The 23,728-nt window shown below is 64.1% G+C and carries 19 protein-coding genes and 1 pseudogene; 15 read left to right on the forward strand and 5 right to left on the reverse strand.

What is annotated here, in order from left to right; translation table 11 throughout:
* The first annotated feature begins 72 nt into the window (after positions 1 to 72).
* From FK530_RS17915 to FK530_RS17925, 3 genes are all read left to right on the forward strand, one after another.
* The gene (locus FK530_RS17915) at positions 73 to 981 is read left to right on the forward strand and encodes an Lrp/AsnC family transcriptional regulator (RefSeq protein ID WP_146488344.1); all 909 of its coding nucleotides are present in this window, start codon (positions 73 to 75) and stop codon (positions 979 to 981) included.
* Between the two features lie 714 nt (positions 982 to 1,695).
* Positions 1,696 to 2,847 carry an acyl-CoA dehydrogenase family protein gene (locus tag FK530_RS17920; protein ID WP_146488345.1) on the forward strand — a complete coding sequence of 384 codons (1,152 nt, stop codon included), beginning with the start codon at positions 1,696 to 1,698 and terminating at the stop codon, positions 2,845 to 2,847.
* Between the two features lie 45 nt (positions 2,848 to 2,892).
* Positions 2,893 to 4,581: a class I adenylate-forming enzyme family protein gene (locus FK530_RS17925; RefSeq protein ID WP_158645136.1), complete on the forward strand. Its 1,689-nt coding sequence runs from the start codon at positions 2,893 to 2,895 to the stop codon at positions 4,579 to 4,581.
* A gap of 171 nt (positions 4,582 to 4,752) precedes the next feature.
* On the opposite strand, the gene FK530_RS17930 is transcribed toward FK530_RS17925, so the two are convergent.
* The 3 genes from FK530_RS17930 to FK530_RS17940 all read right to left on the reverse strand — a co-directional run bounded on the left by FK530_RS17930 (position 4,753) and on the right by FK530_RS17940 (position 8,678).
* Positions 4,753 to 6,825, reverse strand: coding sequence for a 3-hydroxyacyl-CoA dehydrogenase NAD-binding domain-containing protein (locus FK530_RS17930; protein WP_146488347.1), 2,073 nt, complete (start codon positions 6,823 to 6,825; stop codon positions 4,753 to 4,755).
* Between the two features lie 38 nt (positions 6,826 to 6,863).
* Positions 6,864 to 7,628, reverse strand: coding sequence for an enoyl-CoA hydratase/isomerase family protein (locus FK530_RS17935; RefSeq protein ID WP_146488348.1), 765 nt, complete (start codon positions 7,626 to 7,628; stop codon positions 6,864 to 6,866).
* A gap of 66 nt (positions 7,629 to 7,694) precedes the next feature.
* Positions 7,695 to 8,678 (reverse strand): NAD(P)H-dependent flavin oxidoreductase, encoded by a 984-nt coding sequence (locus FK530_RS17940; protein ID WP_205124220.1) that lies wholly within the window; start codon positions 8,676 to 8,678, stop codon positions 7,695 to 7,697.
* Positions 8,679 to 8,921: 243 nt separating this feature from the next.
* Here FK530_RS17940 and FK530_RS17945 point away from each other — a divergent pair, with 243 nt between their 5' ends.
* A complete protein-coding gene (locus tag FK530_RS17945; protein WP_223120328.1) occupies positions 8,922 to 9,806 on the forward strand; it encodes a LysR family transcriptional regulator in 885 nt (294 codons plus the stop codon).
* Here FK530_RS17945 and FK530_RS17950 read toward each other — a convergent pair.
* Positions 9,795 to 10,685 (reverse strand): LysR family transcriptional regulator, encoded by an 891-nt coding sequence (locus FK530_RS17950; RefSeq protein ID WP_146488349.1) that lies wholly within the window; start codon positions 10,683 to 10,685, stop codon positions 9,795 to 9,797. The genes FK530_RS17945 and FK530_RS17950 overlap by 12 nt on opposite strands.
* A gap of 276 nt (positions 10,686 to 10,961) precedes the next feature.
* Here FK530_RS17950 and FK530_RS17955 point away from each other — a divergent pair, with 276 nt between their 5' ends.
* The 9 genes from FK530_RS17955 to FK530_RS27020 all read left to right on the forward strand — a co-directional run bounded on the left by FK530_RS17955 (position 10,962) and on the right by FK530_RS27020 (position 20,708).
* Positions 10,962 to 12,131 carry an acyl-CoA dehydrogenase family protein gene (locus FK530_RS17955; RefSeq protein ID WP_146488350.1) on the forward strand — a complete coding sequence of 390 codons (1,170 nt, stop codon included), beginning with the start codon at positions 10,962 to 10,964 and terminating at the stop codon, positions 12,129 to 12,131.
* Positions 12,132 to 12,236: 105 nt separating this feature from the next.
* On the forward strand, positions 12,237 to 13,538 hold the full coding sequence (locus FK530_RS17960; RefSeq protein WP_205124221.1) for an MFS transporter: 1,302 nt from the start codon (positions 12,237 to 12,239) through the stop codon (positions 13,536 to 13,538).
* 75 nt (positions 13,539 to 13,613) lie between these two features.
* Positions 13,614 to 14,807, forward strand: coding sequence for an acetyl-CoA C-acyltransferase (locus FK530_RS17965; RefSeq protein WP_146488351.1), 1,194 nt, complete (start codon positions 13,614 to 13,616; stop codon positions 14,805 to 14,807).
* 111 nt (positions 14,808 to 14,918) lie between these two features.
* Positions 14,919 to 15,818: an enoyl-CoA hydratase/isomerase family protein gene (locus FK530_RS17970; RefSeq protein ID WP_146488352.1), complete on the forward strand. Its 900-nt coding sequence runs from the start codon at positions 14,919 to 14,921 to the stop codon at positions 15,816 to 15,818.
* Between the two features lie 351 nt (positions 15,819 to 16,169).
* The gene (locus tag FK530_RS17975; protein WP_146488353.1) at positions 16,170 to 17,192 is read left to right on the forward strand and encodes a zinc-dependent alcohol dehydrogenase; all 1,023 of its coding nucleotides are present in this window, start codon (positions 16,170 to 16,172) and stop codon (positions 17,190 to 17,192) included.
* Positions 17,193 to 17,340: 148 nt separating this feature from the next.
* Positions 17,341 to 18,375, forward strand: coding sequence for a zinc-dependent alcohol dehydrogenase (locus FK530_RS17980; RefSeq protein ID WP_331456360.1), 1,035 nt, complete (start codon positions 17,341 to 17,343; stop codon positions 18,373 to 18,375).
* Positions 18,376 to 18,385: 10 nt separating this feature from the next.
* A complete protein-coding gene (locus tag FK530_RS17985) occupies positions 18,386 to 19,681 on the forward strand; it encodes a fatty acid desaturase family protein (RefSeq protein WP_146488355.1) in 1,296 nt (431 codons plus the stop codon).
* A 103-nt stretch (positions 19,682 to 19,784) separates the two neighbouring features.
* Positions 19,785 to 20,345, forward strand: a complete 561-nt coding sequence (locus FK530_RS17990; RefSeq protein WP_146488356.1) for a carboxymuconolactone decarboxylase family protein — start codon at positions 19,785 to 19,787, stop codon at positions 20,343 to 20,345.
* 39 nt (positions 20,346 to 20,384) lie between these two features.
* The gene (locus FK530_RS27020; protein WP_158645137.1) at positions 20,385 to 20,708 is read left to right on the forward strand and encodes a putative quinol monooxygenase; all 324 of its coding nucleotides are present in this window, start codon (positions 20,385 to 20,387) and stop codon (positions 20,706 to 20,708) included.
* A 533-nt stretch (positions 20,709 to 21,241) separates the two neighbouring features.
* Here the strand turns inward: FK530_RS27020 and FK530_RS18000 are convergent.
* Positions 21,242 to 21,661, reverse strand: a complete 420-nt coding sequence (locus tag FK530_RS18000; protein WP_146488357.1) for a tautomerase family protein — start codon at positions 21,659 to 21,661, stop codon at positions 21,242 to 21,244.
* Between the two features lie 214 nt (positions 21,662 to 21,875).
* On the opposite strand from FK530_RS18000, the gene FK530_RS18005 reads away from it, so the two are divergent.
* Complete coding sequence (locus FK530_RS18005) at positions 21,876 to 22,832, forward strand: AraC family transcriptional regulator (RefSeq protein WP_158645138.1); 957 nt, start codon at positions 21,876 to 21,878, stop codon at positions 22,830 to 22,832.
* A 54-nt stretch (positions 22,833 to 22,886) separates the two neighbouring features.
* A pseudogene (locus FK530_RS18010) lies at positions 22,887 to 23,606 on the forward strand (flavin-containing monooxygenase); the annotation flags it as partial.
* Positions 23,607 to 23,728: the final 122 nt, after the last annotated feature.

Genomic DNA, 23,728 nt, shown 5'->3' on the forward strand with positions numbered 1-23,728 from the left:
GGCGGCCCCGTGCATGATCGGAGCGACCACCCGTCCCGAAAAGGCGGCGGACGAACTTCCTCGGGGGACGCCATGGACGACATCGACCGGACGCTCGTGGCGCTCCTCAGCCGCGACGGGCGGATGAGCCACCGCGAGCTCGCCACCGCCGCGGGTATCACTCGCGCCACAGTGGCTGCGCGGATGCGCCGGCTCCTCGGCTCCGGGGCGTTCACGGTGCAGGGAGTGGTCCACCCGTCGGTACTCGGCCGCGGCACCATCTGCTACACCCGGATCGAGGTCGACGGTGCCGCCGCTCCCGTTGCGGCGGCGGTCGCCGCGCTGCCCGAGGTGGTCTACGTGTCGATCACCACCGGACGGTTCGCCGTCGCGGCGGAGATCCGCAGCGGATCGGGCGATGCGGTGGACGCGGTCCTGGCCCGCCTCCGCAACCTGCCCGGCGTCGCACGGGCCGAGACCCTGGCCTACCGCGAGGTCATCCGCGACGCGGCCGGGCCCGTCGGCGAGGCGACGGCGCAGCTCGATGCGGCGGACGTCGCCCTTCTCCAGATCCTCGAGGGCGACGGCCGCGCATCGTACGTGCGGCTGGCGGCCGCGACGGGCCTCTCGGCGGCCGCGGCGCGACGACGGGTGCTCCGCCTGGTGGAGGGTTCGGTGGTGCGGATCGGCCCGATCGTGAGCCGCGGTTCCGAGCACGCCGTGGGGATGGGGATCCACGTGCGCGGCGCCGCCCGCGATGCCGCCCGCGACGTGGCCGCGGTCGCCGGCGTGAGCTTCCTCGCCCGCACCGTGGGGTCCTTCGACCTGCTCGCGACGGTGCGCGGCCCGTCGGCGGCGACGCTGGCCGAGACCGTCGACGCCGTGCGGACCCAGCCCGCGGTCGGCGGCGTGGAGACCTGGTCGCACCTGCGGTTCGTCAAGGAGTCGTACGCGTCGCTCGGGGCGGCCGAACCAGCACCGGCCCCGGGGGACGGCGACTGATCCGTGCGGGTGTAGGGTCTCATTCCACTTGGCATCTGACACGCCTGTGGCCTGCGGTGATGTAAGTTGTCCCACGCACTTGGCATCTCGCCAGTCTCACAGACATGGCATTTCCTACAGCGATCTTGATTCCGGGCGGCAGCGACAGCCGATGAGGCAGGCAGTACTCTCCGGTCAGCCGCCACCTTTCGTCACTGTGACACAACGCGCCCCGGCTTCGGGGATCGGAACCACCCCGCCGCACGATAGTGCAGAAGTGGGGCACCCAAACTTGTGAGCTGACAGGACTGCCGCTACCCCGCCTGCTCACCTCTCCGCGTCACCCGACCGACCAAAAGCTCTGACCTCAACGCGTCGACTGCACATGTTGGAAATGAGTCTCGAGAGATCCTCACAGTGGTCTTGCCGACACATGCCGATCACCTACCGACCTCGGGTGCCGCCCCTTGGCATTGTGCACCCGTACGCGGCCCTGTGCGGCGCAATTGGTTTCGACAGTCGATCCGTACGCCGATAGGTCTTGGACCGGAGTGGCACTGCGGTGCTGAGATCGTTGAGGTGATTCGAGTGAGCCATCGTGGCGGACGGTGCGTTTCGCGCCCCACGCCCAGGCGTCGCGATTGTCCATGGCTTTGGAAGCACGGTTCCTAGCCTCTGGCACTCTTTCGCCCAGCCGTCACAGGACTCGAGAGTGGAAAATCTAGGAGATTTTGAATGGAGCGCATGGTCTATACAGCAGAGCATGAGGAATTCCGGTCTGCCGTCCGGCGATTCCTCGAGCGAGAGGCGCTGCCGAAGTACGCGACCTGGGAACGTCAGGGCTTTGTCGATCCCGAATTCTTCCTCCAGATGGGAGAACTCGGCTTCTTGGGGATGCAGGTACCCAAGGAATTCGGCGGTTCGGGTATCGAATCGTACAAGTTCAACGCGGTCCTCAACGAAGAAGCCGCCGCTGCGGGGCTTGCCTTGGGATCGCTGCGCACGCACCTCGACCTTGTGTACCCCTACCTGCAGCGATTCGCGAACGCCGAGCAGAAGAAGCGGTGGCTCCCGGGATTCGCCAGCGGCGAAACAATGACCGCCATCGCCATGACCGAACCGGATACCGGCTCCGATCTCGCCGGCATCCGCACGACGGCCCGACGCGCTGGGGAGGTCTATATTGTCAACGGCGCCAAGACATTCATCACCGGCGGTCGCCAGGCCAGGCGGGTCCTGGTGGTCTGCCGCACCTCGCCACCGGAGAAGGCCAACCGCCGCGCCGGTCTGACCATCCTCGCGATCGACACCGCCACGCCGGGATTCACGAGCGGCCGTATGCTCAGCAAGCTGGGGCTCAAGGCTCAGGACACGTGCGAGCTCTCTTTCGACGACGTCCGCGTCCCGATCGAGGACCGGGTCGGGGAGGAAGGGCAGGCCTTCCGGCTACTCTCACAGAACCTTCCGCAAGAACGGTTGGTCATCGCCATCGGCGCCGTCGCCTCTGCGCGCCGAGCCGTCGAGCACACGGTGGACTACACCCTCAACCGTAAGGCGTTCGGCACGCCCGTCGCGTCGTTCCAGAACACCAAGTTTGTCCTTGCCGACTGCGCGGCAGACGTCGCCGCAGGACAGGCACTGGTCGACGACGCCATCGAGCGGCACGACGCCGACGCACTCACCCCGGCACAGGCCGCGCTGGTCAAGCTATGGAGCACCGAGATGCAGGGTCGGGTCGTGGACAAGTGCCTGCAGCTGCACGGCGGCTATGGCTATATCACCGAATACCCCATCGCCAGGCTCTACGCCGATGCGCGGGTGACCCGAATCCTGGGTGGAACCAGCGAGGTGATGCGCACTGTGGTCGCCAAGTCGATGCAGCTCTGACTAATCGAGTACAAGATGAAATTTCCCGAAAGGACCGTCACCGCCATGCCTGCCTACTGGCCAGAAAACATCCCACGCCATCTCGAGTATCCGACAGTCGGGGTCGGCCAGTTGCTGACCGCAGCCTGCCGTCTGCACGGCGATCGCGTCGCTGTCGAAGACGGAGACCTCCGGATGACCTACGCCCAGTTGTGGGATGAGGCTACCTCCGTCGCTGCCGCACTCGTGGCGGACGGTGTCCGACCGGGCGATGTTGTGCTGGTGCATTTGCCCAACACAGTGTGGTTCGTCGTGACCTATCTCGGTGTGCAGCTAGCGGGTGCCGTCGTGTCGCCGGTGAGTCCGCTGCGGCAGGTCGCCGGATTGCGGGACCAGGCGCTCGAGGTTGATGCCGTCCTGGCGTTCTCGCATCCCTCCCATGTCGGTGCGCTCGTCGAAGCCGCCGCTGGCACCGGTCTACGGCGCATCGTCGTGGTGCCCGGCTCGGCGGCTGCACCGGCGGAGAGCGCGTCCGTGGGCGATTCTGTGATTGGATTTGCTGAGTGGACGGTGAAGCAGCCGCGTGAATTCGAACCAGTGGTGGTGGATCGTGACGCGCTCGCGCACCTCGTGTTCACGGGCGGTACCACTGGTGTCTCCAAGGGGGTGCGCACGCTCCAGCGCAACGTCGTCGCGCAGATCACCCAGGCGCTGGCCTGGCGCATGGGCAGCCTCATCACCGTGGACAAAAACGGTCGCCTGCAGTTCACCCAATACCGCACGGACGGAGCGCTCGCCATCGGTGAGACCGTCTCACTGATCGTCGGACCGCTGTATCACACCCAGTCATTGCTGACCATGTGCAACCTCATCTGCGCCGGTGCATCGATCGTATTTCCAGGGCGATTCTCTCCGGAATCGGTCCTCAGATTGATCGAGGAGAAGGGCGTCACCTACATCAACGGCAGCCCCAGCATGTGGCACTCCCTGTTGAGCTGTCCCGATATCCGTACCCGGGATCTGTCCTCACTGCGTGCGCTGTCGTCAGGTGCGGCCCCTCTCGATCACGAGACCCTCACCACTATGAAGGACGTCTTTCCCAGGGCGATGTTGATCGAGGGATACGGATTGACGGAGGGGACGTGCCTGGTGCTGTCCGTTCCGGGTTTTCATGGGGCTCGCCATAAGCAGGGCAGCGTCGGCCAGCCGATCCCCGACACTGAGTTCGAGATTCGCGACGCCGACGGACAGGCGCTCGGCGCCGGCGCCCAAGGCGAACTCTGGCTACGGGGGCCGCAGATCGCCGACGGTTACCACCGGCATCCGGACAAGACCGCTGAGCAGTTCGCTGGCGGGTGGTTGCGGACCGGAGACATCGCCTATGCCGACGACGAAGGTTTCCTATTCATCAGTGGACGCGCAAAGGACATGCTCGTCTACAAGGGGTACAACGTCTATCCCCGCGTTCTCGAAGAGCTGCTGACCAGTGATCCGAACGTCGACTCCGCGGCCGTCGTCGGGCGCAGTGATCCCAACGCCGGACAGATCCCGGTGGCGTTCGTGGTGCCCCGGCCGGGACGTACCGTCGAGCCCGATCAACTGCTTGCCGATGTGGCGGGGCAGGTCCTGCCGTACCAGCGGGTGCGAGAGATCATTGTCGTCGACGCCCTGCCTACGAGCGCCGCGGGCAAGATACTCAAGAATGATCTGCGAGCCCGCCTCGACGCCGCACAGTCCAACGCGCGCAGCCAGTAGTCGGACCCACCTGTCTGCACTAAGGTTCCTCGGCCGCTGCGACCCTGGAGGGGGTTGCAGCGGCCGATGTTGTTGTGCGAATCAATTCGACCCGATGGGGGTCTGGACCCAGAACACGGTGAAGGGAGGGGCCACCCGGTTGCGGTTGGCCCCTCCCTTCGCCGTTGGTGGTCAGCCGAACGTGCCACCTTCTTTGGCCAGGCGGACCAACAGCGGCGCAGGCTGCCAGCCGTCGGGGTTGTCGGCGATCAACTCGGCGAGCACCCGGTCGAGGCCGATCTGGTCGGCGTAGTACATGGGGCCGCCCAGGTGTCGGGGGAAGCCGTAGCCGGACACGTAGACAACGTCGATGTCGGACGATCGCTGAGCGATGCCTTCGTCGAGTATTCGGGCGCCCTCGTCAACCAGGGCGTACACCAGGCTTTCGGCGACCTGCCGATCGCTGGGGCGTTCATCTACGGCGATGCGGGGTCGGAAACGAGAGAGCATTTCCTCCACGACGGGGCTCGGTGCCGGGTTCCGGCCGCCGTTCGGGTAGTCGTACCAGCCAGCGCCAGTCTTCTGACCGAATCGTCCCATCTCGCAGAGGGTGTCAGAGATGGTGTCGTGCGGCATGTCGGGGTTCTCGGCGTATCGGCGTTTACGCACAGACCAGCCGACGTCGTTGCCTGCAAGATCCCCCACACGGTAGGGGCCCATGGCGAAGCCGAAGGATTCGATCGCGTTGTCGATGTCCTGCGGCGATAGGCCAGATCGAAGAAGCCGGCCGGCCGCGTCACGGTAGCTCTGCAGCATCCGGTTGCCGATGAAGCCGTCACATACACCTGACACGACGGCGGTCTTGCCGAGGCGGCGGGCGGTGGTCATCGCGGTCGCGAGCACGTCGGGTGCGGTGCGGTCTCCGCGGACCACCTCGAGCAGCTTCATGACGTGGGCGGGGCTGAAGAAGTGCAACCCGACGACGTCCTGGGGGCGTTCGGTGACGTCCGCAAGTTCGTCCACGTCGAGAGTGGAGGTGTTGGTTGCGAGAATTGCTCCCGGTTTCATCACGGCATCGAGGCGCGAGAACACGCTTCGTTTGACATCCCAGCTCTCGAAGACGGCCTCTACCACGAGATCGGCATTCGCGCCGTCAAGCAGATCAACGCTAGTGCGCAAGCGCAGCAGTCGCGAGTCCCGCTCGCTCGAGCTCAGCGTTCCCTTGCGCACGTGGGAGTCTAAGATTGCGGTGATGGTTCCGCGACCACGTTCCAGTGCGTCCCTCGTCGTGTCGATCAGGGTGACGGGTAACCCTGCATTGAGGAAGTTCACGGCAATACCGCAACCCATGGTGCCCGCCCCGATGACCACAACCGTCTCGATTGTGCGCGCGACCGTGTCCTCGGGCAGATTCGGGATCTTGCGGGCCCGGCGTTCGGCAAAGAAGACGTGACGGAGACCGGCTGACTGCGCGCCTCCGACCAGTCGCAGAAAGGTGTCGCGCTCTTCGGCGATGGCGTCATCGAACGGTGTGGCCGCCGAATGGGCAATAAGGTCCAGCGCCGCGATCGGTGCCTCGAGGCCTCGGTGCTTGGCGCGCAGCGATGCGTGCATCTCGGACAACTGGTTGTCCCCGATCCGATCGGCGGGAGTGAGATCGCGCAGGCGGGGCAAGGGACGAGCATCAGCGCTACGAGCTGCGACCTGCACTGCGTGTACGACGATGTCGCCGTCGCACAAACCCTCGAATAGTCGCTGCCCGGGGATGGCGGCGAGCTCTGCGGCTGCCTTAGGTTTCCCGGTCGTGATGAGGTCGGCGGCTGCTGCCATGCCGATGGCGCGTGGAAGGCGTTGTGTTCCTCCGGAGCCGGGCACGAAGCCGAGGTTCACCTCCGGTAGGGCGAGGGAGCTCGACGGCGTGGCGACTCGGTAGTGCATCGCAAGCGCCAGCTCGAGGCCACCACCGAAACACGTGCCGTCGATGGCGGCGACGATCGGCTTCGGGGAGGCGTCAACTTCGCCGATGATCTCGGCCAGCGTGGGTGTGGCCGTCGAACGGGGGGTTCCGAATTCGGTGATGTCGGCCCCGGCGGAGAAGCATCCTTCTCGCCCGGTCACCACCACGGCTCGGATGGCGTCCGAGCCCAGTGCCCGCCGCAGTTCGCACAGCAGTTCGGTGCGGACCGTGTGTCCGAGTCCGTTGACAGGGGGGTGGTCGATGGTGACGACGGCGACGCCGCAGTCGACACGAGAAGTCACAGGCATGGATCTTCCTTCATGGTTTGGTATCGAGACGGTGCTCGTCACCGATCGCCTGAGCGTCGCGGAGCGGGCTGGTATTGAGCGATCGCGCGAATGGTTTCGGGATGCGCGAAGAGGTTGGCGAAGACGTCGACGCTAGCGTCGATGCCCTCCTGAAGGCTTGTGTTCAACCACGTCTCGAATAGTCCCTTCTGTGCCGCCATTACCTGCGGCGTGTACGAACCGAGTTGCTTGGCAAACGCCAGCGCGGTCTCGCTCAGCTCGCTTGCGTCCACGATTCGGTTCGCCATCCCCGTGTGAGCGAAGTCGGACAGCGGATACATCTCGCCCGTCAAGATGATTTCCTTGGCCTTGGACAGGCCCACGTACTGGTGCAGCAGTGCAGCATCGACCACGGACGGGATTCCGAGCTTGACTTCGGGCAGCCCGAACTGCACATCGGGATGTGCCACTCGCAGATCACATGCCAGGGCCATTTCGAAGGCCGCACCGATGCAGTAGCCATTGATCAGTGCCACCGTCGGTACGGGGGACAGACGGATGGCTCCGACACAGTCACGCACCCGCGCGATGCTCTCGCGGGCACTCTGCGGGGTGGCGTCGGCGAAGGTTTTGACGTGCATCCCGGCCGAGAAGGCCCGGTCACCGGTGCCGGTGAGAATGATCGCCCGCACGTGCGAGCTGGCGGATTGGACGCCGTCAGTGATCGCGTCGAGGTCTTCGACCTGCAGTGCGTTACGAATCTCCGGCCGGTCGAGGGTGATCCACCGGATTCCGTCCTCGTCGCGGATGAGGGGCAGTCCCATGACGTGCTCACTTTCTTTCTTAAGGATGGCTGTAGCGAACAGGAAACTCGGGCAGGCGCATTCGACCTAGGCGGCGGGAGTGGACGTCAGGCCCGCGAGGCCGACAATGGTGCGCTCGGCTTCTCCCACGATGCGCTGCACCAGATCTGCAACAGGGGGAATGTCGTCGATGAGCCCCTGCACCATGCCGACCGTCCAAATACCGCGCTCCGGGTCACCGAATTCGTACACCTCGCGACCGCGGGCGCCGGCAACCAGCTCCCGCACATCGTCGAACGTCCCACCCTCGGCGAGGGTGTCCACGACCTTCCGGCTGACCATGTTGCCGGCCACCCGAGAGGTGTTTCGCAGTGGTCGGAAGATCAATTCAGTGTCCCTCTCGGTGGCGGCCACGATGCGGTCCTTGATGTTGCTGTGGATCGGCGACTCGACGGTGCACATGAAACGGGTCCCCATCGAAATACCGTCGGCCCCCAACGCCAGCGCGGACACCAGTCCTCGGCCGGTAGCGAAACCACCAGACGCAAGCATCGGCACTGTGATAGCTCGTGCGGCCTGCGCGATCAGCACGAGCCCCGGAACATCGTCCTCGCCGGGGTGGCCGGCGCACTCGAATCCGTCGATGCTGACACCGTCGACACCGATCGACTGAGCCTTCAGCGCGTGCCGCACACTCGTGCATTTGTGCAGGACCTTGACACCTCCCTGTTGGAAGGCGGGCAGGTGCGGCGATGGGTCTTGGCCTGCGGTCTCCACGATCGGGACACCTGACTCGATGATCGCCTGGCGATACTCCGTGTAGGGCGGCGGATTGATCGCCGGCAACATGGTCAGGTTGACCCCGAAGGGCTCGTCGGTCATGTCACGGCACCGCGCGACCTCTTTCACGAGCGCTTCCGGTGTCGGCTGGGTGAGTGCAGACAGGAATCCAAGCGCGCCGGCGTTGGCGACCGCGGCAACGAGCTCGGCGCGAGCAACCCACTGCATGCCCCCCTGGGCAATCGGATACCGGATCCCAAAGGCTTCGGTGAATCGAGTACTCAGCATCATTGGTCTCTCTCTCAGGCGCCCCTCGCCGGGGCACCGGGTGCGACAACACCGCTGGACGTCGCCAGCCGGTGAAGGGACACCCGAGTCCATCACCCAGCCGAAGACGACCACAAAGACCCAGCAGCGCACAGTTTCATCGCCGTTTCCTATACCTACTGGTCAGGCCAGGCATAATGTGTGCCCTATGAGAGCCTCCCGGTCAGCTGCTGTCGCCACAATCTTCCAGCGCTCCGGCGGTCTGGGATGACGGAGCTGAGCCTGAGTGAAGTGGATTTGCGGCTGATCGAGTACTTCGTGGCGGTGGCTGACCACGGAACGGTGACCCGCGCGGCACAGAGCCTGTACGTCGCACAGCCGTCGCTGTCCCAGGCGATCCGGACCCTCGAGCGCAAACTCGGGGTCACCCTCTTTCGCCGGTCAGGGCGGGGGCTGACACTCACCACGGACGGGACCCTGCTCCTCGCACCTGCGCGGCGGATCCTGACCGACGTGCACCTCGCCGTCGAACAGGTGAAGGCGGTGCGCGACGTGGCCGGCGGCCGACTCAAACTGGCAGCACTGTCGAGTCTGGCGATCGATCCCCTCGCGGGGCTGCTGAGTCGTTTCCACACGCAGTGTCCAAACGTGGTGCTCGATGTCGCGGATGCGGACAACTTCGCCGACGTCGTCGAGTCGGTTCGGGAGGGACGAACCGAACTCGGTTTGACAGAACTGAGCGAACCCACGCACTCACTGCAGACGAGGTTCGTTCAGGAGCAGGAAATCGCTCTTGTTCTTCCACTGGAGCTTGCCGCGACTGTTCCCGACCCCGTGCCGATGCCCGCGGCCGCCGACCTACCCGTCGTGGTGGAACTGTCGACCACCTTCGGCCGGGCTTTCATCGATACCACTCTCGCCGGCACGCTGAGAAACGTCGTGGTGGAATGCGCCCACCGTCAGGCTCTATGGGAACTGGTGCGCGCCGGAGTAGGCGCGACCGTGCTACCGCGCCGATTCGCCGAGACCGAACTCGAAGGCGTGGTCGTCAGGTCCTTCTCCCCACCGATCACCCGGCCGATCGGATGGGTGTTCCGGCCGGGGCCGCTGTCTCCAGCCGCGGAGGCGTTCCTCGAATCGTCAATGCCATGAAACCTGTCTCGCGCGCACTGTCTCGACGAAGACGCGTCCGGCGACAGAGAGCCGGTCCGGGTCATAGACGAGACCGACTGGGCTGCTAACCCGCGGCGAGATCGATCGGACAGTAGCCCCCCGCCTCTGCGCCTCCTCGGCCAACGGTCGGTCGAGGAATGCGGCGCCCAGCCCTGCGAGTACGTAACTGAGCCGCGCTTCGCGGTGTTCCAATACCGCCGATACGCGCAGTTCGCGCCCTGCCCGGCGTACCTCGATTTCGATCTCTCGTGCTCGCGGAGTCCCCTTCGGCACCACCACGAACGGAGTATCGGGCACGTCGGCCAGCATCAGCGGGTCCGTACCCGGAACGCCCATCCCTGGTGGGAAGGTCAACCACCACTCCTGTTCGCCAAACTCGAGCTCGGCCAATCCTGTTCCGACCGCAACAGGCAGATGACAGATCGCGATCTCGCAGTGGCCTTCGCGGAGCAGCAACGGTGCGGCAGCCTCGTCGCTAAGCTCGCTGATCCGAAGCACCACGCCGGGCGCCTCACGCCGAACAGCTGCCACGATGTCCGCCAGAGTGCCGGCGGACATCGTTGATGCGGCCGCCAGATCGAGTCGGCCGCGGGCGCGACCGATGTTGTCGGACAGCGCACTGCCCGCCACTATGAGATCCCGCATCACCCGACGGGCCGGACCGACAAGTGCATGGCCAGCCGACGACAGCACCATCCCCCGGCCAATCCGATGGAACAACAGCACGCCGAGCTCGCGTTCGGTCAACCGGATTGCCTGGGAAATCGTCGGCTGCGCGAGGTTGAGAGCGGAAGCGGCCGCATTGATCCCCCCGTGGTCGACCACGGCAAGGAAGTACTCGAACTGGTATCGCTCCACAAGATCCGCCTTCCGCCGGCGTCCACCTCAGCCGTTGACCAGCGCAGTCAGGATGACCAGCAGGTATAGGCGCTGACTCTCAGTTGTATCACTGCCCGGTCCTGGTCCAGCCGTCGCGGCCATGGTTGCTTGGAACCAGAGCGGCATCGCCGACGTGAGCTTCGGATCACCGCCCTGATCAAGTCATGTCGCTCGGCAAATGCACACAGAACACGGCTTCGGTCGGAGTGGCCGATCCGATTTCGCCGTCTATAGCCCTTTGGCAGGAGAGCACCCATGGACTTCTCGTTGACCGACGAGCAGAAGGCAATCCGGGACACCACCCGGGCCTTCATCGACAAGGAAGTGCGACCTCTCGAGCAGGAGGTTCTGCTGCGTGAGCGTCAGCACCGCATCGGCCTGGAGCCCAGCGAACTGCGCGAATTGCAACTCAAAGCCAAGAAGTTCGGGTTCTGGGGTATCGCCTCCCCCGAGGAGTACGGAGGCATGAACCTCCCTGCAGTCACCCAATCCCTGATCTGGACCGAGATCGGGAAGACCTTCATCCCGTTCCGCTTCGGCGGCGATGCCGACATCCTGCTGCGCCACACCAACGAAGAACAGGCGGAGGAGTATCTCTTCCCGTCGATCGACGGCGATCGCATCTCGTGCTTCGCGATCACCGAACCCGGCGCCGGCTCGGATGCCGCCAACATCAGGACCTCCGCAAGCAAAGTCGACGACCACTGGGTCATCAACGGCGAGAAGACGTTCATCACCAACGGAAATGAAGCGGACTTCGCCATCGTCATCGCGGTCACTGATCGAGAGAAGGGCGCCCGACACGGCTCTACCGCCTTCCTCGTCGACCGAGACATGGGCTGGAAGTCTGAATTCATCGCGACCATGGGAGAGGGCGGACCCGCCTCGCTCATCTTCGACAACGTCCGCGTCCCTCACCGCAACGTCCTCGGCGAGGTCGGACAAGGCTTCGATCTCGCGATGGAATGGATCGGCCGGGGTCGATACACCATTCCGTCGCAGGCCGTCGGCAGCGCCGAACGTGCTCTGCAGATGGCCATCGATCACGCCAACACCCGCGAGACATTCGGTCGCAAGATCGGCACCAACCAGGCCATCCAATGGATGATCGCCGATTCCGAGGTCGAACTAGAAGCGGCACGTCTGCTGGTGCTGCGCGCCGCGTGGATCATCGACCAGCAACGCAGCCCCCGCCACGCCTCCTCCATCGCCAAGCTGTACGGCGCCGGCATGGTCAACCGCGTCATCGACCGCGTCCTGCAGATCCATGGCGGCATGGGATACACGCGCGAACTCCCGCTCGAGCGTTGGTACCGGTCTGTCCGCGTATTCCGAATCCTCGAGGGATCCGACGAGATCCAGCGACTAATCATCTCACGCGACCTGCTGCGGGGCTACACCAAGCTCGGCGCCGAACTGACCTGAGCATCGAATCGGCCTGGTGGACTGCGCCCCGATGCCGAAAGACTGATCATCACGACCTTCATGGCCCCTTGCCTACATTCGATTCATCTACAAAGGATGCCCGAAATGACCACCACCAGAAGCCTCAACCCGAATGAAACGGATCATGGGCAATATCGGCAAGCATGGATGATGACTCTCATGCTTGTCGCGCTCTACATGCTAAATTGGGCCGACAAGGCAGTTCTCGGCATCGTCGCACAGCCGCTGAAAGAGGAGTTAGGTTTCACCGCTGCCCAGATCGGTCTGGCCAGCAGCCTCTTCTATTTGACGTTCAGCCTCGGTGGATTTCTGGCTGGCCCGCTGAACCGCTGGATGGGGCTGCGTTGGGCGCTGGTCGTCATGGCAGTGGTGTGGGCCGCGTCGATGCTGCCGATGGTGTTCGCCGCGAGCTTTGCAGTGCTGATCGCGAGTCGGTGCCTGCTCGGTCTCGGCGAGGGCCCCAATTCAGCGCTCGCGAACACCGCGGCGTTCTCCTGGTTCCCCGAGGAGAAACGGGGACTACCGGCGGCGGCCATTACTTCCGGCGGATCGATCGCCAAGATCGCCTTTGCACCGGTCCTGGCCCTCGTCACCTCCGTGTTCGGCTGGCGCGCCGCCTTCATCACGCTGGCGATCGCCGCGCTGATCTGGGTTCCGATCTGGTTGGCGCTCTGGCGGCCCGGCCCCTTCGGTGCCGAGCGCCGCACCGGCGCCACCGAGAAGGCCCCCGCCGCCCGAGCGGCGAACAGGGCGTCATTGCGGCGGGCCATCGTGACCCGTACCTTCATCGGCGGGTTCCTCGCCGCCGCGGCAATGTATGCAATTGCGGCGATGGTGATCACCTGGCTGCCTTCCTACCTCGAAGTGGGCTTGGGCTACAGCCGGGTCGCCGCCGGATCTCTGCTCGCCGTTCCCAGCATCGCGGCGTTCGTGTGTCTGTTGTCCGTCTCCGCGTTGATCGATCGCGCGGTCAGCCGAGGAACAAACGTCCGACTCATGCGAGTGGTGATCCCCGCCCTCGGGCTCGTCGTCTGCGGCCTATCCCTGATCGTTGTGCCCTACGTCGGTTCCGCCGTCCTTGTCGTCGTTATCGTCTCGGTCGGATATGGCCTCGGAATGAGCATCCTGCCCCAGCTCAATGCTGTCATGTCGATGATCTTTCCGCGGCACCAGGTAGCCGGGGGTCTCGGGATCTTCCTTGCCTTGACCTCATTCGGCCCGCTCGTCGCACCCTATGTCTCTGGATTGATCATCGATGGCGCCGCACTCCCGGCCGACGGCTATGCCACCGCCTTCCAAGCAATCGGCGTCGTCGCGGTACTCGGCGCAGTGATCGCCCTGTTCACTGTCAACCCGGTCCGCGACCGAGCACACGCCGGTCAGTGAGCTGCCACAGACACCGGAATTTGCCTCGACACCGCGGATCCCGGCCCGCATCCCCCTCATCTGACAGGAGAATCCATGCGTGAAGCAGCCATCATCTCGACTGCCCGGACGCCACTGACGAAGTCCCATCGTGGAGAGTTCAACAGCACCGCCGGCCCCACCCTCGCCTCGTTCGCTGTGCGGGAGGCGGTCCGCCGCTCTCTCATCGATCCCCACATGATCGAGGACCTCATCCTCGGCTGTGCCTACCCGGAGGGTCCCCAGGGACGAAACATAGGTCGGCAGACCGCGATCCGATCCGGATTGCCCACCGCGGTCGGGGGCGCCACCGTCAACCGCTTCTGTTCCTCCGGGCTCCAGGCGATCGCCATCGCGGCAGGACGCATCGTGGTCGACGGCACCCCCGCCATGATCGCCGGAGGCGTCGAGAACATCTCGACCGGCCCAGGCCGCAGCCAGCTCCCCCTCGACCACCCCGAGTTCGATCCGTGGATCGCCGAGCACAAGCCCGCGATGTACATGACGATGCTGGAAACCGCCGACGTCGTCGCCCAACGGTATGGGATCACCCGCGAGGACCAGGACGAGTTCGCGGCCGAAAGTCAACGCCGCACCGCCGCGGCGCAGAGAGCCCAACGCTTCGAAGACGAGATCGTCGGCTGCACATCCGTCATGACCGTCACGGACAGGGAGACGAACCAGGTCAGTCGAGAGGAGGTCACTGTCACTGCCGACACCTGCAATCGCCCCGACACGACCATCGCGCGACTGGCCTCCCTCACTCCAGTTCGAGGCGCCGATCAGTTCGTCACCGCCGGGAACTCCTCCCAACTCTCCGATGGAGCGTCCGCTTGTGTCATGGTCGAAGTCAAGGACGCTGAGCGACAAGGCATGGAGCCGCTCGGCATCTTCCGAGGCATGGCGATCGCCGGCTGCGAGCCCGACGAGATGGGGATCGGACCGGTATACGCAGTACCGAAACTCCTTGCACGGCATGGTCTCACCATCGACGACATCGACCTATGGGAACTCAACGAAGCCTTCGCCTCCCAAGCGATCTACTGCCAACGCCGACTCGGCATCCCGTCCGAGCGGCTCAACGTCAACGGCGGAGCCATCTCGGTCGGCCACCCCTTCGGAATGACCGGCTCGCGACTAACCGGTCACGTACTGCTTGAAGGGCGCCGGCGAAAAGCACGGTACGCCGTCGTGACCATGTGCGTCGGCGGCGGAATGGGCGCAGCCGGCCTGTTCGAGATCTGCTACTGATACGTCAATCACCCCGAAGGGCTATCTCGCGGGGCACCCGATCGAGTCGGGGCACCACGCGAATCGGCTCTCGAAAAGAACTTCCGGCTGGAAAGAACGAGGAGCCGCCCGATGCCCGAACAACCGACAGCAACGGTCCCGTCCACCCGCACCGAGCCCAATGTGATTGGGCCACGAAAGCAGGTCGAGGTAGCCCACAACGGCGAAATCGTCACGATCACTCTAGACCGGCCCGGCAAGAAGAACGCTCTGGACGCTGCGGGGTGGGCCGCTCTCGGCGATGCGCTCGACACCGTCGCGTCCGACCCAGACGCACGAGTGCTGATCATCACCGGGGCCGGAGAGGACTTCTGTTCCGGCACCGACCTGGCCGGGAACAAGGATAACCACCCGACAACGAGTCTGCGGCGGTTAAATCGGGCCGCAACCGCACTCATGGAACTGCCCATCCCTGTCATAGCGCGGGTGCAGGGAGTCGCGGTGGGAGCCGGATGGAACATCGCGCTGTGCTGCGACTTCGTCGTCGCAGCCACTACCGCTCGCTTCAGCCAGATCTTCGTAGATCGTGGTCTGTCACCGGATTTCGGCGGTACCTGGCTGCTGCCCCGACTTGTCGGCCTGCAACGAGCCAAACAGCTGACCATGCTCCCCGAGCTCATCGGTGCCGACCAGGCCGCCCAGTTGGGTCTGGTGACCTGGGTCGTGCCGCCCGAGGAACTCGATCGCCACATCAACGACATCGCGCACCGACTGGCCGCAGGGCCCCCTGTAGCGCTCTCTCAAACCAAGGCACTGATCAATTCCAGTAGTGCCGGTTCGTTGCGTTGCGCCCTTGAGGCCGAAGGTCGAGCTCAGGTCGTCAACTTCGCCACCACAGACGCGCAGGCTGCGCGTGAAGCGTTCCTCACGAAGACAGCGCCCAACTTCACGGGAGGCTGGATCCCTCACTCGAAGGCTCCGCTGCTCAGCGAACGGTTGCGGGACACGCAAACTCACGCGCGCACGGACTGACGCACGCCTTGTCATTCTCGACCCCAATACGGCCGCTGGGCGGAGCGAAAAGTTTCGAACCCTCCACGCCGGCCGAGGGCGCGCGTCAGCGTCATGATCCTGCATGGATTAGCTGAATCTGGACACGGACCACTCGGGTCAGCTCGTTGGCAGGCAACACTGCGAGCGTGACGAACGCGACGAGTTCCGTGCTCGGCGTCCTACTCGACCCGACAGGTGTCGTGTTCAGACAACTTTGTGTCGCTATAGGACAAGTAGGCGTGGTGTCGGATGGCCAGTCTAGAAAGGTAATGCCCGATGGCGCGGTGACAGCACGGAGGGCCCAGATTCTGTTGTTTCGGAGGTACGTGTATGCGTGCGTTGATGTTTGTGAAGCCGGGTGAGCTTCGGTTCGATGACGTCGAGGCCCCGACGATCGTGCAGGGAACCGATGCGCTGGTCCGCCCGATTGCGGCAACAACCTGTGACCTCGATCATCACGTCATCGATGACAAGACGCCGTTTTCGGGTGTTGGGCCGTTCCCGCTCGGGCATGAGTGCGTCGGGCGGGTCGTCGAAGTGGGGCCGGACTGCACGACCGTCCAGGTCGGTGACATCGTTGGGGTGGCGTGGCACATCGCCTGCGGCACATGCAAACAGTGCCGCCTTGGGCATACCGCCCGCTGCCTGGTCCACGGCGACTCGCAGTACGGACTCCCAATCAACGGACTGTGGGGCGGAACGTTCTCCGAGCTGATCCGGGTTCCGTTCGCGGACTTCAATCTACTGCGAATTCCGGACGGCATCGATCCTGTACACCTGGCGTCTATTGGCGACAACTTGGCCCTCGGCTGGGAGACTACCGTGCCCACGGTGGCCGGCATCGCTGAGCCGGAGATCGCAGTGTTCGGCGGAACCGGGTCGATCGGCCTGTACGTCGCCGACGTCGCGGCGAACTGCTTGCCTGGCCGCACTGTGTACTACGACGACGATCCCACCCGCTGCGAGGTAGCCAAGCAGCTGGGGGCCGAAGTTCGCGACATCGATGGCTCGATCGAAGATCACTACGATCTCGCTGTCGACACCACGTGCGATCCACTCAAACTGCGCAAAGTTCTCACGTCCGTGCGGCCCGAGGGGTATGTCAATAGTGTCGGGATCTACTTCCGCAGCGTGAAGATTCCCATGCTGCATCTGTACATGCGAGGTGTCCACTTTCACAACGGCAAGGGGCACGCACGACCGAACATGACCCCGATCCTTGAGAAGGTCGCGGACGGAACCCTGCACCCCGAACTCGTGACCAGCGGCATCTACGACTGGGACGAGATCCCCACAGTCCTCACCTCGGGGAATCCCGGTCACAAGCCGATATTCGTACTAGCCGATGCGTGAGTTGACCTACGTCCGTCCAAGGCGACTGGAATGGCGTGAACGACCGGACCCAAGTCTCGAGACTCCTACGGATGCACTTGTGCGACCGTTTGTCGCCGGACGCTGCGACGGAGACACCTTGCCGCTGCATCACAGGGTGAGCCGCCCCATGCAGCTCGGTCTCACCCTCGGCGGCATCGATCCGATCGTCAGGCATATCGCCGGCAGCCCTCCCTTTCACGGACCGTTCGGAATCGGCCACGAGTGCGTCGCTCAGATCACCGCCGTTGGTGAGGAAGTGAGCGACCTTGAAGTGGGCGACATCGTTGTGGTGCCATGGGCAATCTCGTGCGGTACCTGTGATCGATGTCGGCAGGGCCTTACCGCCAAGTGCGCCACGACCACCACAACCACACCTGGCGGAACACTGTCAGCGTTCGGATTCGGCACGCAGTGCGGGCGCTGGGGATCGATGATCGCCGACACGGTTCGCGTTCCGTTCGCTGACCACATGCTCGTCAAGGTTCCTGCCGGTCTCGCACCACTGAAGGTCGCCTCAGCGAGCGACAACCTTGCCGATGCATGGCGCGCGGTCGTCCCACACCTGCGCGAGCGCCCCGAGGGGGCAGTCTTGGTGATTGGAGGCGGCGCCAAAAGCATTGGGCTCTACGCCGCCGGCCTCGCTGTAGCCCATGGCGCCGGCACCGTCGACTATGTGGACCACGACGATGAACGGCTGGAGATCGCGGAACGACTCGGCGCGACGTCGTACAAGAGTGGCGGACACGGCAAGGTCGGCACCGCGCTGCGCAGAGTGAACATGCGATACGACATCGCAGTCGAGGCATCATCGCGCCAGCGTGGACTCGACGCCGCCCTCCGGATGCTCGCACCGGGTGGAATCTGCACCGCTACCGGCTATTACGTTGCACGGCGCTCACGACTGCCGGTCATGAGCATGTACGCCGCCAGTGCCACATTGCACGCCGGGGTGTCGCACGTGCGGCCGATCCTGCCGGAACTCCTTGACTTCGTCGCAGCGACCGGATTCGAATCCGACCTCGTCACCACGACCGTCGCGGACTGGGATCAAGCTCCGCACGTGTACGCAACACGCACAACCAAACTCGTCCTCCACAGGGCTCCACTACCGCCAAAGGAGCGGCCGTCGACAGGCCGACCTCCGCCGCACTCAGACAGTTAGAAGATCCGCCATGGCAATCACAGACATCGCCGAGTACGCACACCTCACCGACGCCGACATCGAAGCGCTCGGCGCTGAACTCGATGCACTACGAAAAGAGATCGAGGACGGCCGCGGCGAGACGGACGCCAGGTACATCCGCCGCGTGATCAAGAGCCAGCGCATCGCGGAGACCGCGGGCCGCGTCTTCGGCCTCGGCGCCGGCATGAAGGGCTGGAAGGGCAAGGCCGCCTGGGCCGCCTCCGCCGCGTGCCTGTCGTACGCCAAGGTCATCGAGAACAACGAGCTCGGCCACAACATCATGCACGGCCAGTGGGACTGGATGAACGATCCGGAGATCCACTCGACCACCTGGGAATGGGACTCCGCGTGCGATAGCTCCTTCTGGCGGCACACCCACAACTACATGCACCACAAGTACACCAACGTCACCGATCTCGACGACGACATCGGCTACGGCATCCTGCGCGTCACGCGCGATCAGCCGTGGGAGCCGTACATGCTGTTCAACCCGGTGTACAACGTGATTCTGATGCTCGGCTTCCAGTACGGCAAGGCCGTTCAGCACTTGGAGCTGATGAACGCGCTCAAAGCAGCACTCAACGGCGGCGCGCAGTACAGAGAGCACGACTGGCCCGAGTTCCGCAACCGGCTGAAGGTCGTACTCACCAAGATTGCCAAGCAGACCGCCAAGGACTACGTGCTCTTTCCGGCGATGGCCGTTCCCATTGCCGGGAGCGCGGGGTTTAGGCGGTCGGCGCTGGCGAACATGACGGCGAACACTGTTCGTAACGTGTGGGATCATGTGACAATCTTCTGCGCTCACTTCCCCGACGACGCGGAGAAGTTCACGGTTGAGGAGATCGACAGGGAGACAATGCCCCAGTGGTATCTGCGTCAGATGCTCGGCAGTGCGAACTTCGAGGGCAGCAGCACTCTGCATTTCCTCTCCGGCCACCTGGGCCGGCAAATCGAGCACCACCTTTATCCGGACCTGCCATCGAATCGCTACAACTACATAGCCTCACGTGTGCGGGAGATCGCCGACAAGTACGACCTCACCTACACAACAGGGCCGATCTGGCGTCAATACGCCCAGACGTGGCGCACCGTGGCTAAACTCTCGCTGCCCGACCGCTTCCTCCTCGCGACCGCGGACAACGCTCCGGAGACCCACTCAGAAAAAAGATTCCACGACGCGACCGGCACATCGACCGTAGTCAAGGGCGACATCGACGCGTACGGCAACCGGCGCGGACTTCGAAGTCGTGTACGAGAGACCGCTCAGCGCACCGCAAGACAGTAATGGCCCGGCGGGACTACACCGAAACGTCGGGCATGGTTCTTGTGATACAGCGACTCCCACTCCCACAGCTACCGGAGTGTCGACCACACGGAGGAAACATTCAGTGTCTGCGTTCAAACTTCCCGATATCCCAGCAGAATCCAGGGCGATCCTCGACCGGTTAGTCCCCCCACCGCATCGACCGCCGCTGCTCTATCTGGCTATGGCGGCGAATCCCGAAGTTCTCCGTGCGTATGCGGAGGGCCCGATCCTCGGTCTCCGCGGCCTCCTTTACACCGGCCAGGTCGGCAAGGCGGATCGCGAGTTGTGCATTCTACGGGTAACCGCACGTTGCCGCGCAGAGCATGAGTGGGGCGTCCATGTGGCGTACTTCGGGAAGACCTCCGGGCTATCCGACAGCCAGGTCAGGTCGACCGTGACCGACGAGACACCTACACCCGCCTGGTCTGATCGGCAGCGAGCGGTGATCGCCATTGCCGACTCGATCGCCGGGATGCGACCATTCACCGAACAGGAAGACCACGTGATCGGCCGCGAACTGACCGACGCCGAACGAACAGAGTTCGTGGCGACGGCAGCGCTCTACTTGGGGATCTCCGCGCAGTGCCGGACATTGGAGATTCCCCCCGAACCTGACGCGCCGCAAATGCCGAATCCTTGTTAGTGTGCGATCTGTCCAACTTTGATCAAGAGGAGTACCGTCTTGCCAATCATCTGCGCTGTCCGCTACTCGGTGCGGCCCGGTTCTCGACCAGCGGTCATGACAATTGCGGAGAAGAACGTCCACCTCACCCGCCTGGAGCCGGGAAACATCGCCTACTCCCATTTTCCGTCGATGGAAAACGATACCGACATGTTTGTATACGAAGTGTGGGAGTCTCAAGCCGCAGTCGAAGCCCACCTTCACGCACCGCACTACTTGGAGTTCTCCGAACTACGGAAGCCTATGCTGACAGCTCACTCGTATCATTTTACGGTTTACGAAGCCACTGAAATTCAGAGCGGAACCTCTATTCCCACGTGGTGATCCGAGAGGGATCGTAGTGGGATCGGGGCGACGAGGACAGGTACGGCACCGAATGCGAAGTTTCGCGTGAGGCTCGGGCCCGCTCCGGTTGCGAGTCGGACAATTGGACTCAATGCACAAGAAGCCTTGCCGGGTTGGATGTAGGCCGGGGTCTGCCCGTGGCTGACGAAACCCGACACATCGACGCTCGCCCCCTGGCAGGCCGGGGGGACAGATGCCCGATTCTGTGTCACGGTGACATCTTCGCCCCATCCGCCGTGGCGGCGAGGGCATCTCCGCAGCCGAGTGGAGCTGCACTCGCCGGACCTGATGCCGTGCGCGACGAAGAAGTTCGTGCAGTCAACCACGGAAACATCGGAGCGGGGTGGCTATGGCGGACGCCCCTGAGGCACGGTTGGTGGAATTGGTCACTGTTGCCGACACATCGTCACGGCAGTTCTTCGTCTCATCAGCACGGCACGTCGGCGGGACAGGCCGGCAACAGCGGCGCAGCCGGATCGTCCGACGTCCGACGGCCGGGCTGGTACGGGGGGCTACCGCCGCTTTGCGAGTGCGACGAGGTCGGCGTATCGAATGAGGGTGCCGCCTGCTCCCCAGGTTCCGTCGGGCTGCTCGTGGATGAACACCCACACCCGCAGACCTTCGTCAGCGTCGAGGCCCGCGGCAGCGAGCACCTGCCGGGTGACATCGCCGACAAGGCCAGCGCGCGCTTCGTCGTTCAGGGCTCCAGCGGGGACTGTGACATCGACTCGGAATCGTGGGAGCTCGTCCTCCGCGGTGATCTGTCCTCCCGCGGGGATCGCATGCAGGTATGACCATGCCTGCGCTCGGAAGAAGGCATTGTCCGGTGCCCCTTCCCATTTCAGAAGTGTCGTCGCGAGATCTCGCTGAATGGTGGTGGCGCCCTCGGATGTGAGTGAGCCTTCGACTGCGGTGAGTTCGATCTGAGGCATGAAACGGTCCTTTCGTCGATTCCGGACCGACCGTCCGGCGGATGTGTCCTGGACAGGATTGCGCGGTACTCCATACGCCTTTTGACGAAACATGACATATCCTTATCGGTCTGCGACAATCGGTGCTGTGGCGAGTGCGCGGGACATGACTGTGGTGAGGTCAGCGACATTGCGAGGCTTCCGCGAGGTACTCGCCGGGCTCAACGCGGACCCGGTGGAGTACGCCATCCGGTTCGGTCTCCCGCCGCAATGCTTGGACGAGGACGATGTGCTCATCCCGGCGCCGGCCGCCTCGGCGATGCTCGACCTTGCTGCAACTGAACTCGACTGTCCGGATCTTGGGCTGCGTCTGGCAGGAGTGCAGTCGTTGTCGGTGTTGGGGCCGCTCGCCGTTGCGGTGACGAACGCCCCGACGATCGGTGACGCACTCGATTGCCTCACCCGGTACATCTCGGTGCACTCCAGGATGGTCACTCTGACCACCGAGCCGGACCTGCAAGGCGAACCCGGCACCGTGGCCGTGGTCTACCGGCCAGCGGGACGATCCGGCCCAGTTCAAGCCGCCGACATGGGCATCGGATTCACGCACCGCTTGATCACCTACCTCAACCGCGGGCCGTACAGCTTGCGCAGTGTTGAGCTGCCGTACCAGCCCGCGGCGCCATTGTCGGTGCATCAGGACTTCTTCGGCGCGCTCGTTCGTACCCGTCGTCGTTCCGGCGCTGCTCTGCGCGTCGGGACGGAAGTACTGTCGACACCGCTGCGCAGGGTCGATGACACCATCCATCAGCTCGCGATCGCCTACCTAGCTCGACGGAGCGCCACCGGCAGCGACGACATCGTCTCGCGAGTCCGCACCGCCACCCAGGAGATGCTCGGCACAGGTACCGCGAACCTGACCGGGATCGCCAAGCTGATGACAGTTCATCCGCGCACTCTGCAGCGGCAACTCGCAGCGCAAGGTCATCCGTTCAACCAGATCCTCGAACAGGAACGCCGCGACAAGGCGCTAAGGCTGCTTATTGGGACGGACCTACCGCTGGGGCAGATCGCTGCCATGGTCGGCTTCGACGAACAGGCTTCCCTGAGCCGGGCCGCACGCCACTGGTGGGGTGTCCCCCCGAGTCGGGTCCGACGCGAACGCCGAAAACCTGCGTCGGGATCGGAATAACAGTTGTCGTGATCAGACAATGGCCGGTCGGCTGGTCCTTGAAGACTGGACACTATGCCCCATCACGACACCGGACTTCCCCCACACATTGACGTACTCGTGGTCGGAGCCGGCCTGTCCGGCATCGACGCCGCCTACCGGTTGCAGACGGAGTGCGCGAACCGTTCGTACCTCATCGTGGAAGCACGGGAGAACTTGGGCGGCACCTGGGATCTGTTCCGGTACCCAGGAGTCCGCTCGGACTCAGACATGTTCACCCTCGGCTATCCGTTCAAACCCTGGAAGGACGCGAAAGCGATCGCCGACGGCGAGTCCATCCTGAACTACATTAACGAGACCGCGGACGAGTTCGGCATCGCAGAGAAGATCCGGTACGGCTGCAAGGTCACAGCAGCAGACTGGTCCACGAGCGACCAGCAGTGGACAGTCACTGTGCAACGCGACACCGAACAAACTGAGATCACCTGCAGCTTCCTCTACGTGTGCGCGGGCTACTACGACTACGACACCGGCCACGCCCCCGAATTCCCCGGCCAGAGCCACTTCGCCGGGCAACTGGTTCATCCACAGTTCTGGCCCGACGACCTCGACTACGAGGGCAAGCGCATCGTAGTCATCGGCAGCGGCGCGACCGCCGTGACCCTCGTACCGGCGATGGCGTCATCGAACACACACGTGACCATGCTTCAACGTAGTCCGACCTGGATCAGCGCCGTGCCCAGTCGGGACAAGCACGCCGACTGGCTCCGTGCCCATCTGCCCGAACAGCTGGCTATGTCAAGTTGATCTGGCCCCGGTAGGGCGGTTTCATTCGGCCCCACCTGAGTGGGGCCCTGAGCCGCTAGAGTCCGGGGTGTGGATGGGCGGCCGCGGGTGCGCAGTGTGGTTGCGCCGAC

The sequence above is a fragment of the Tsukamurella conjunctivitidis genome (assembly GCF_007858475.1).
GTDB classification, from domain to species: Bacteria; Actinomycetota; Actinomycetes; order Mycobacteriales; family Mycobacteriaceae; genus Tsukamurella; species Tsukamurella conjunctivitidis.

Excerpts from the sequence above, each read along its gene's own strand:
- FK530_RS17915 (WP_146488344.1), top strand. The coding sequence starts at position 73 with ATGGACGACATCGACCGGACGCTCGTGGCGCTCCTCAGCCGCGACGGG.
- FK530_RS17920 (WP_146488345.1), top strand. The coding sequence starts at position 1,696 with ATGGAGCGCATGGTCTATACAGCAGAGCATGAGGAATTCCGGTCTGCC.
- FK530_RS17925 (WP_158645136.1), top strand. The coding sequence starts at position 2,893 with ATGCCTGCCTACTGGCCAGAAAACATCCCACGCCATCTCGAGTATCCG.
- FK530_RS17930 (WP_146488347.1), bottom strand. The coding sequence starts at position 6,825 with ATGCCTGTGACTTCTCGTGTCGACTGCGGCGTCGCCGTCGTCACCATC.
- FK530_RS17935 (WP_146488348.1), bottom strand. The coding sequence starts at position 7,628 with ATGGGACTGCCCCTCATCCGCGACGAGGACGGAATCCGGTGGATCACC.
- FK530_RS17940 (WP_205124220.1), bottom strand. The coding sequence starts at position 8,678 with ATGATGCTGAGTACTCGATTCACCGAAGCCTTTGGGATCCGGTATCCG.
- FK530_RS17945 (WP_223120328.1), top strand. The coding sequence starts at position 8,922 with ATGACGGAGCTGAGCCTGAGTGAAGTGGATTTGCGGCTGATCGAGTAC.
- FK530_RS17955 (WP_146488350.1), top strand. The coding sequence starts at position 10,962 with ATGGACTTCTCGTTGACCGACGAGCAGAAGGCAATCCGGGACACCACC.
- FK530_RS17960 (WP_205124221.1), top strand. The coding sequence starts at position 12,237 with ATGACCACCACCAGAAGCCTCAACCCGAATGAAACGGATCATGGGCAA.
- FK530_RS17965 (WP_146488351.1), top strand. The coding sequence starts at position 13,614 with ATGCGTGAAGCAGCCATCATCTCGACTGCCCGGACGCCACTGACGAAG.
- FK530_RS17970 (WP_146488352.1), top strand. The coding sequence starts at position 14,919 with ATGCCCGAACAACCGACAGCAACGGTCCCGTCCACCCGCACCGAGCCC.
- FK530_RS17975 (WP_146488353.1), top strand. The coding sequence starts at position 16,170 with ATGCGTGCGTTGATGTTTGTGAAGCCGGGTGAGCTTCGGTTCGATGAC.
- FK530_RS17980 (WP_331456360.1), top strand. The coding sequence starts at position 17,341 with ATGCAGCTCGGTCTCACCCTCGGCGGCATCGATCCGATCGTCAGGCAT.
- FK530_RS17985 (WP_146488355.1), top strand. The coding sequence starts at position 18,386 with ATGGCAATCACAGACATCGCCGAGTACGCACACCTCACCGACGCCGAC.
- FK530_RS18000 (WP_146488357.1), bottom strand. The coding sequence starts at position 21,661 with ATGCCTCAGATCGAACTCACCGCAGTCGAAGGCTCACTCACATCCGAG.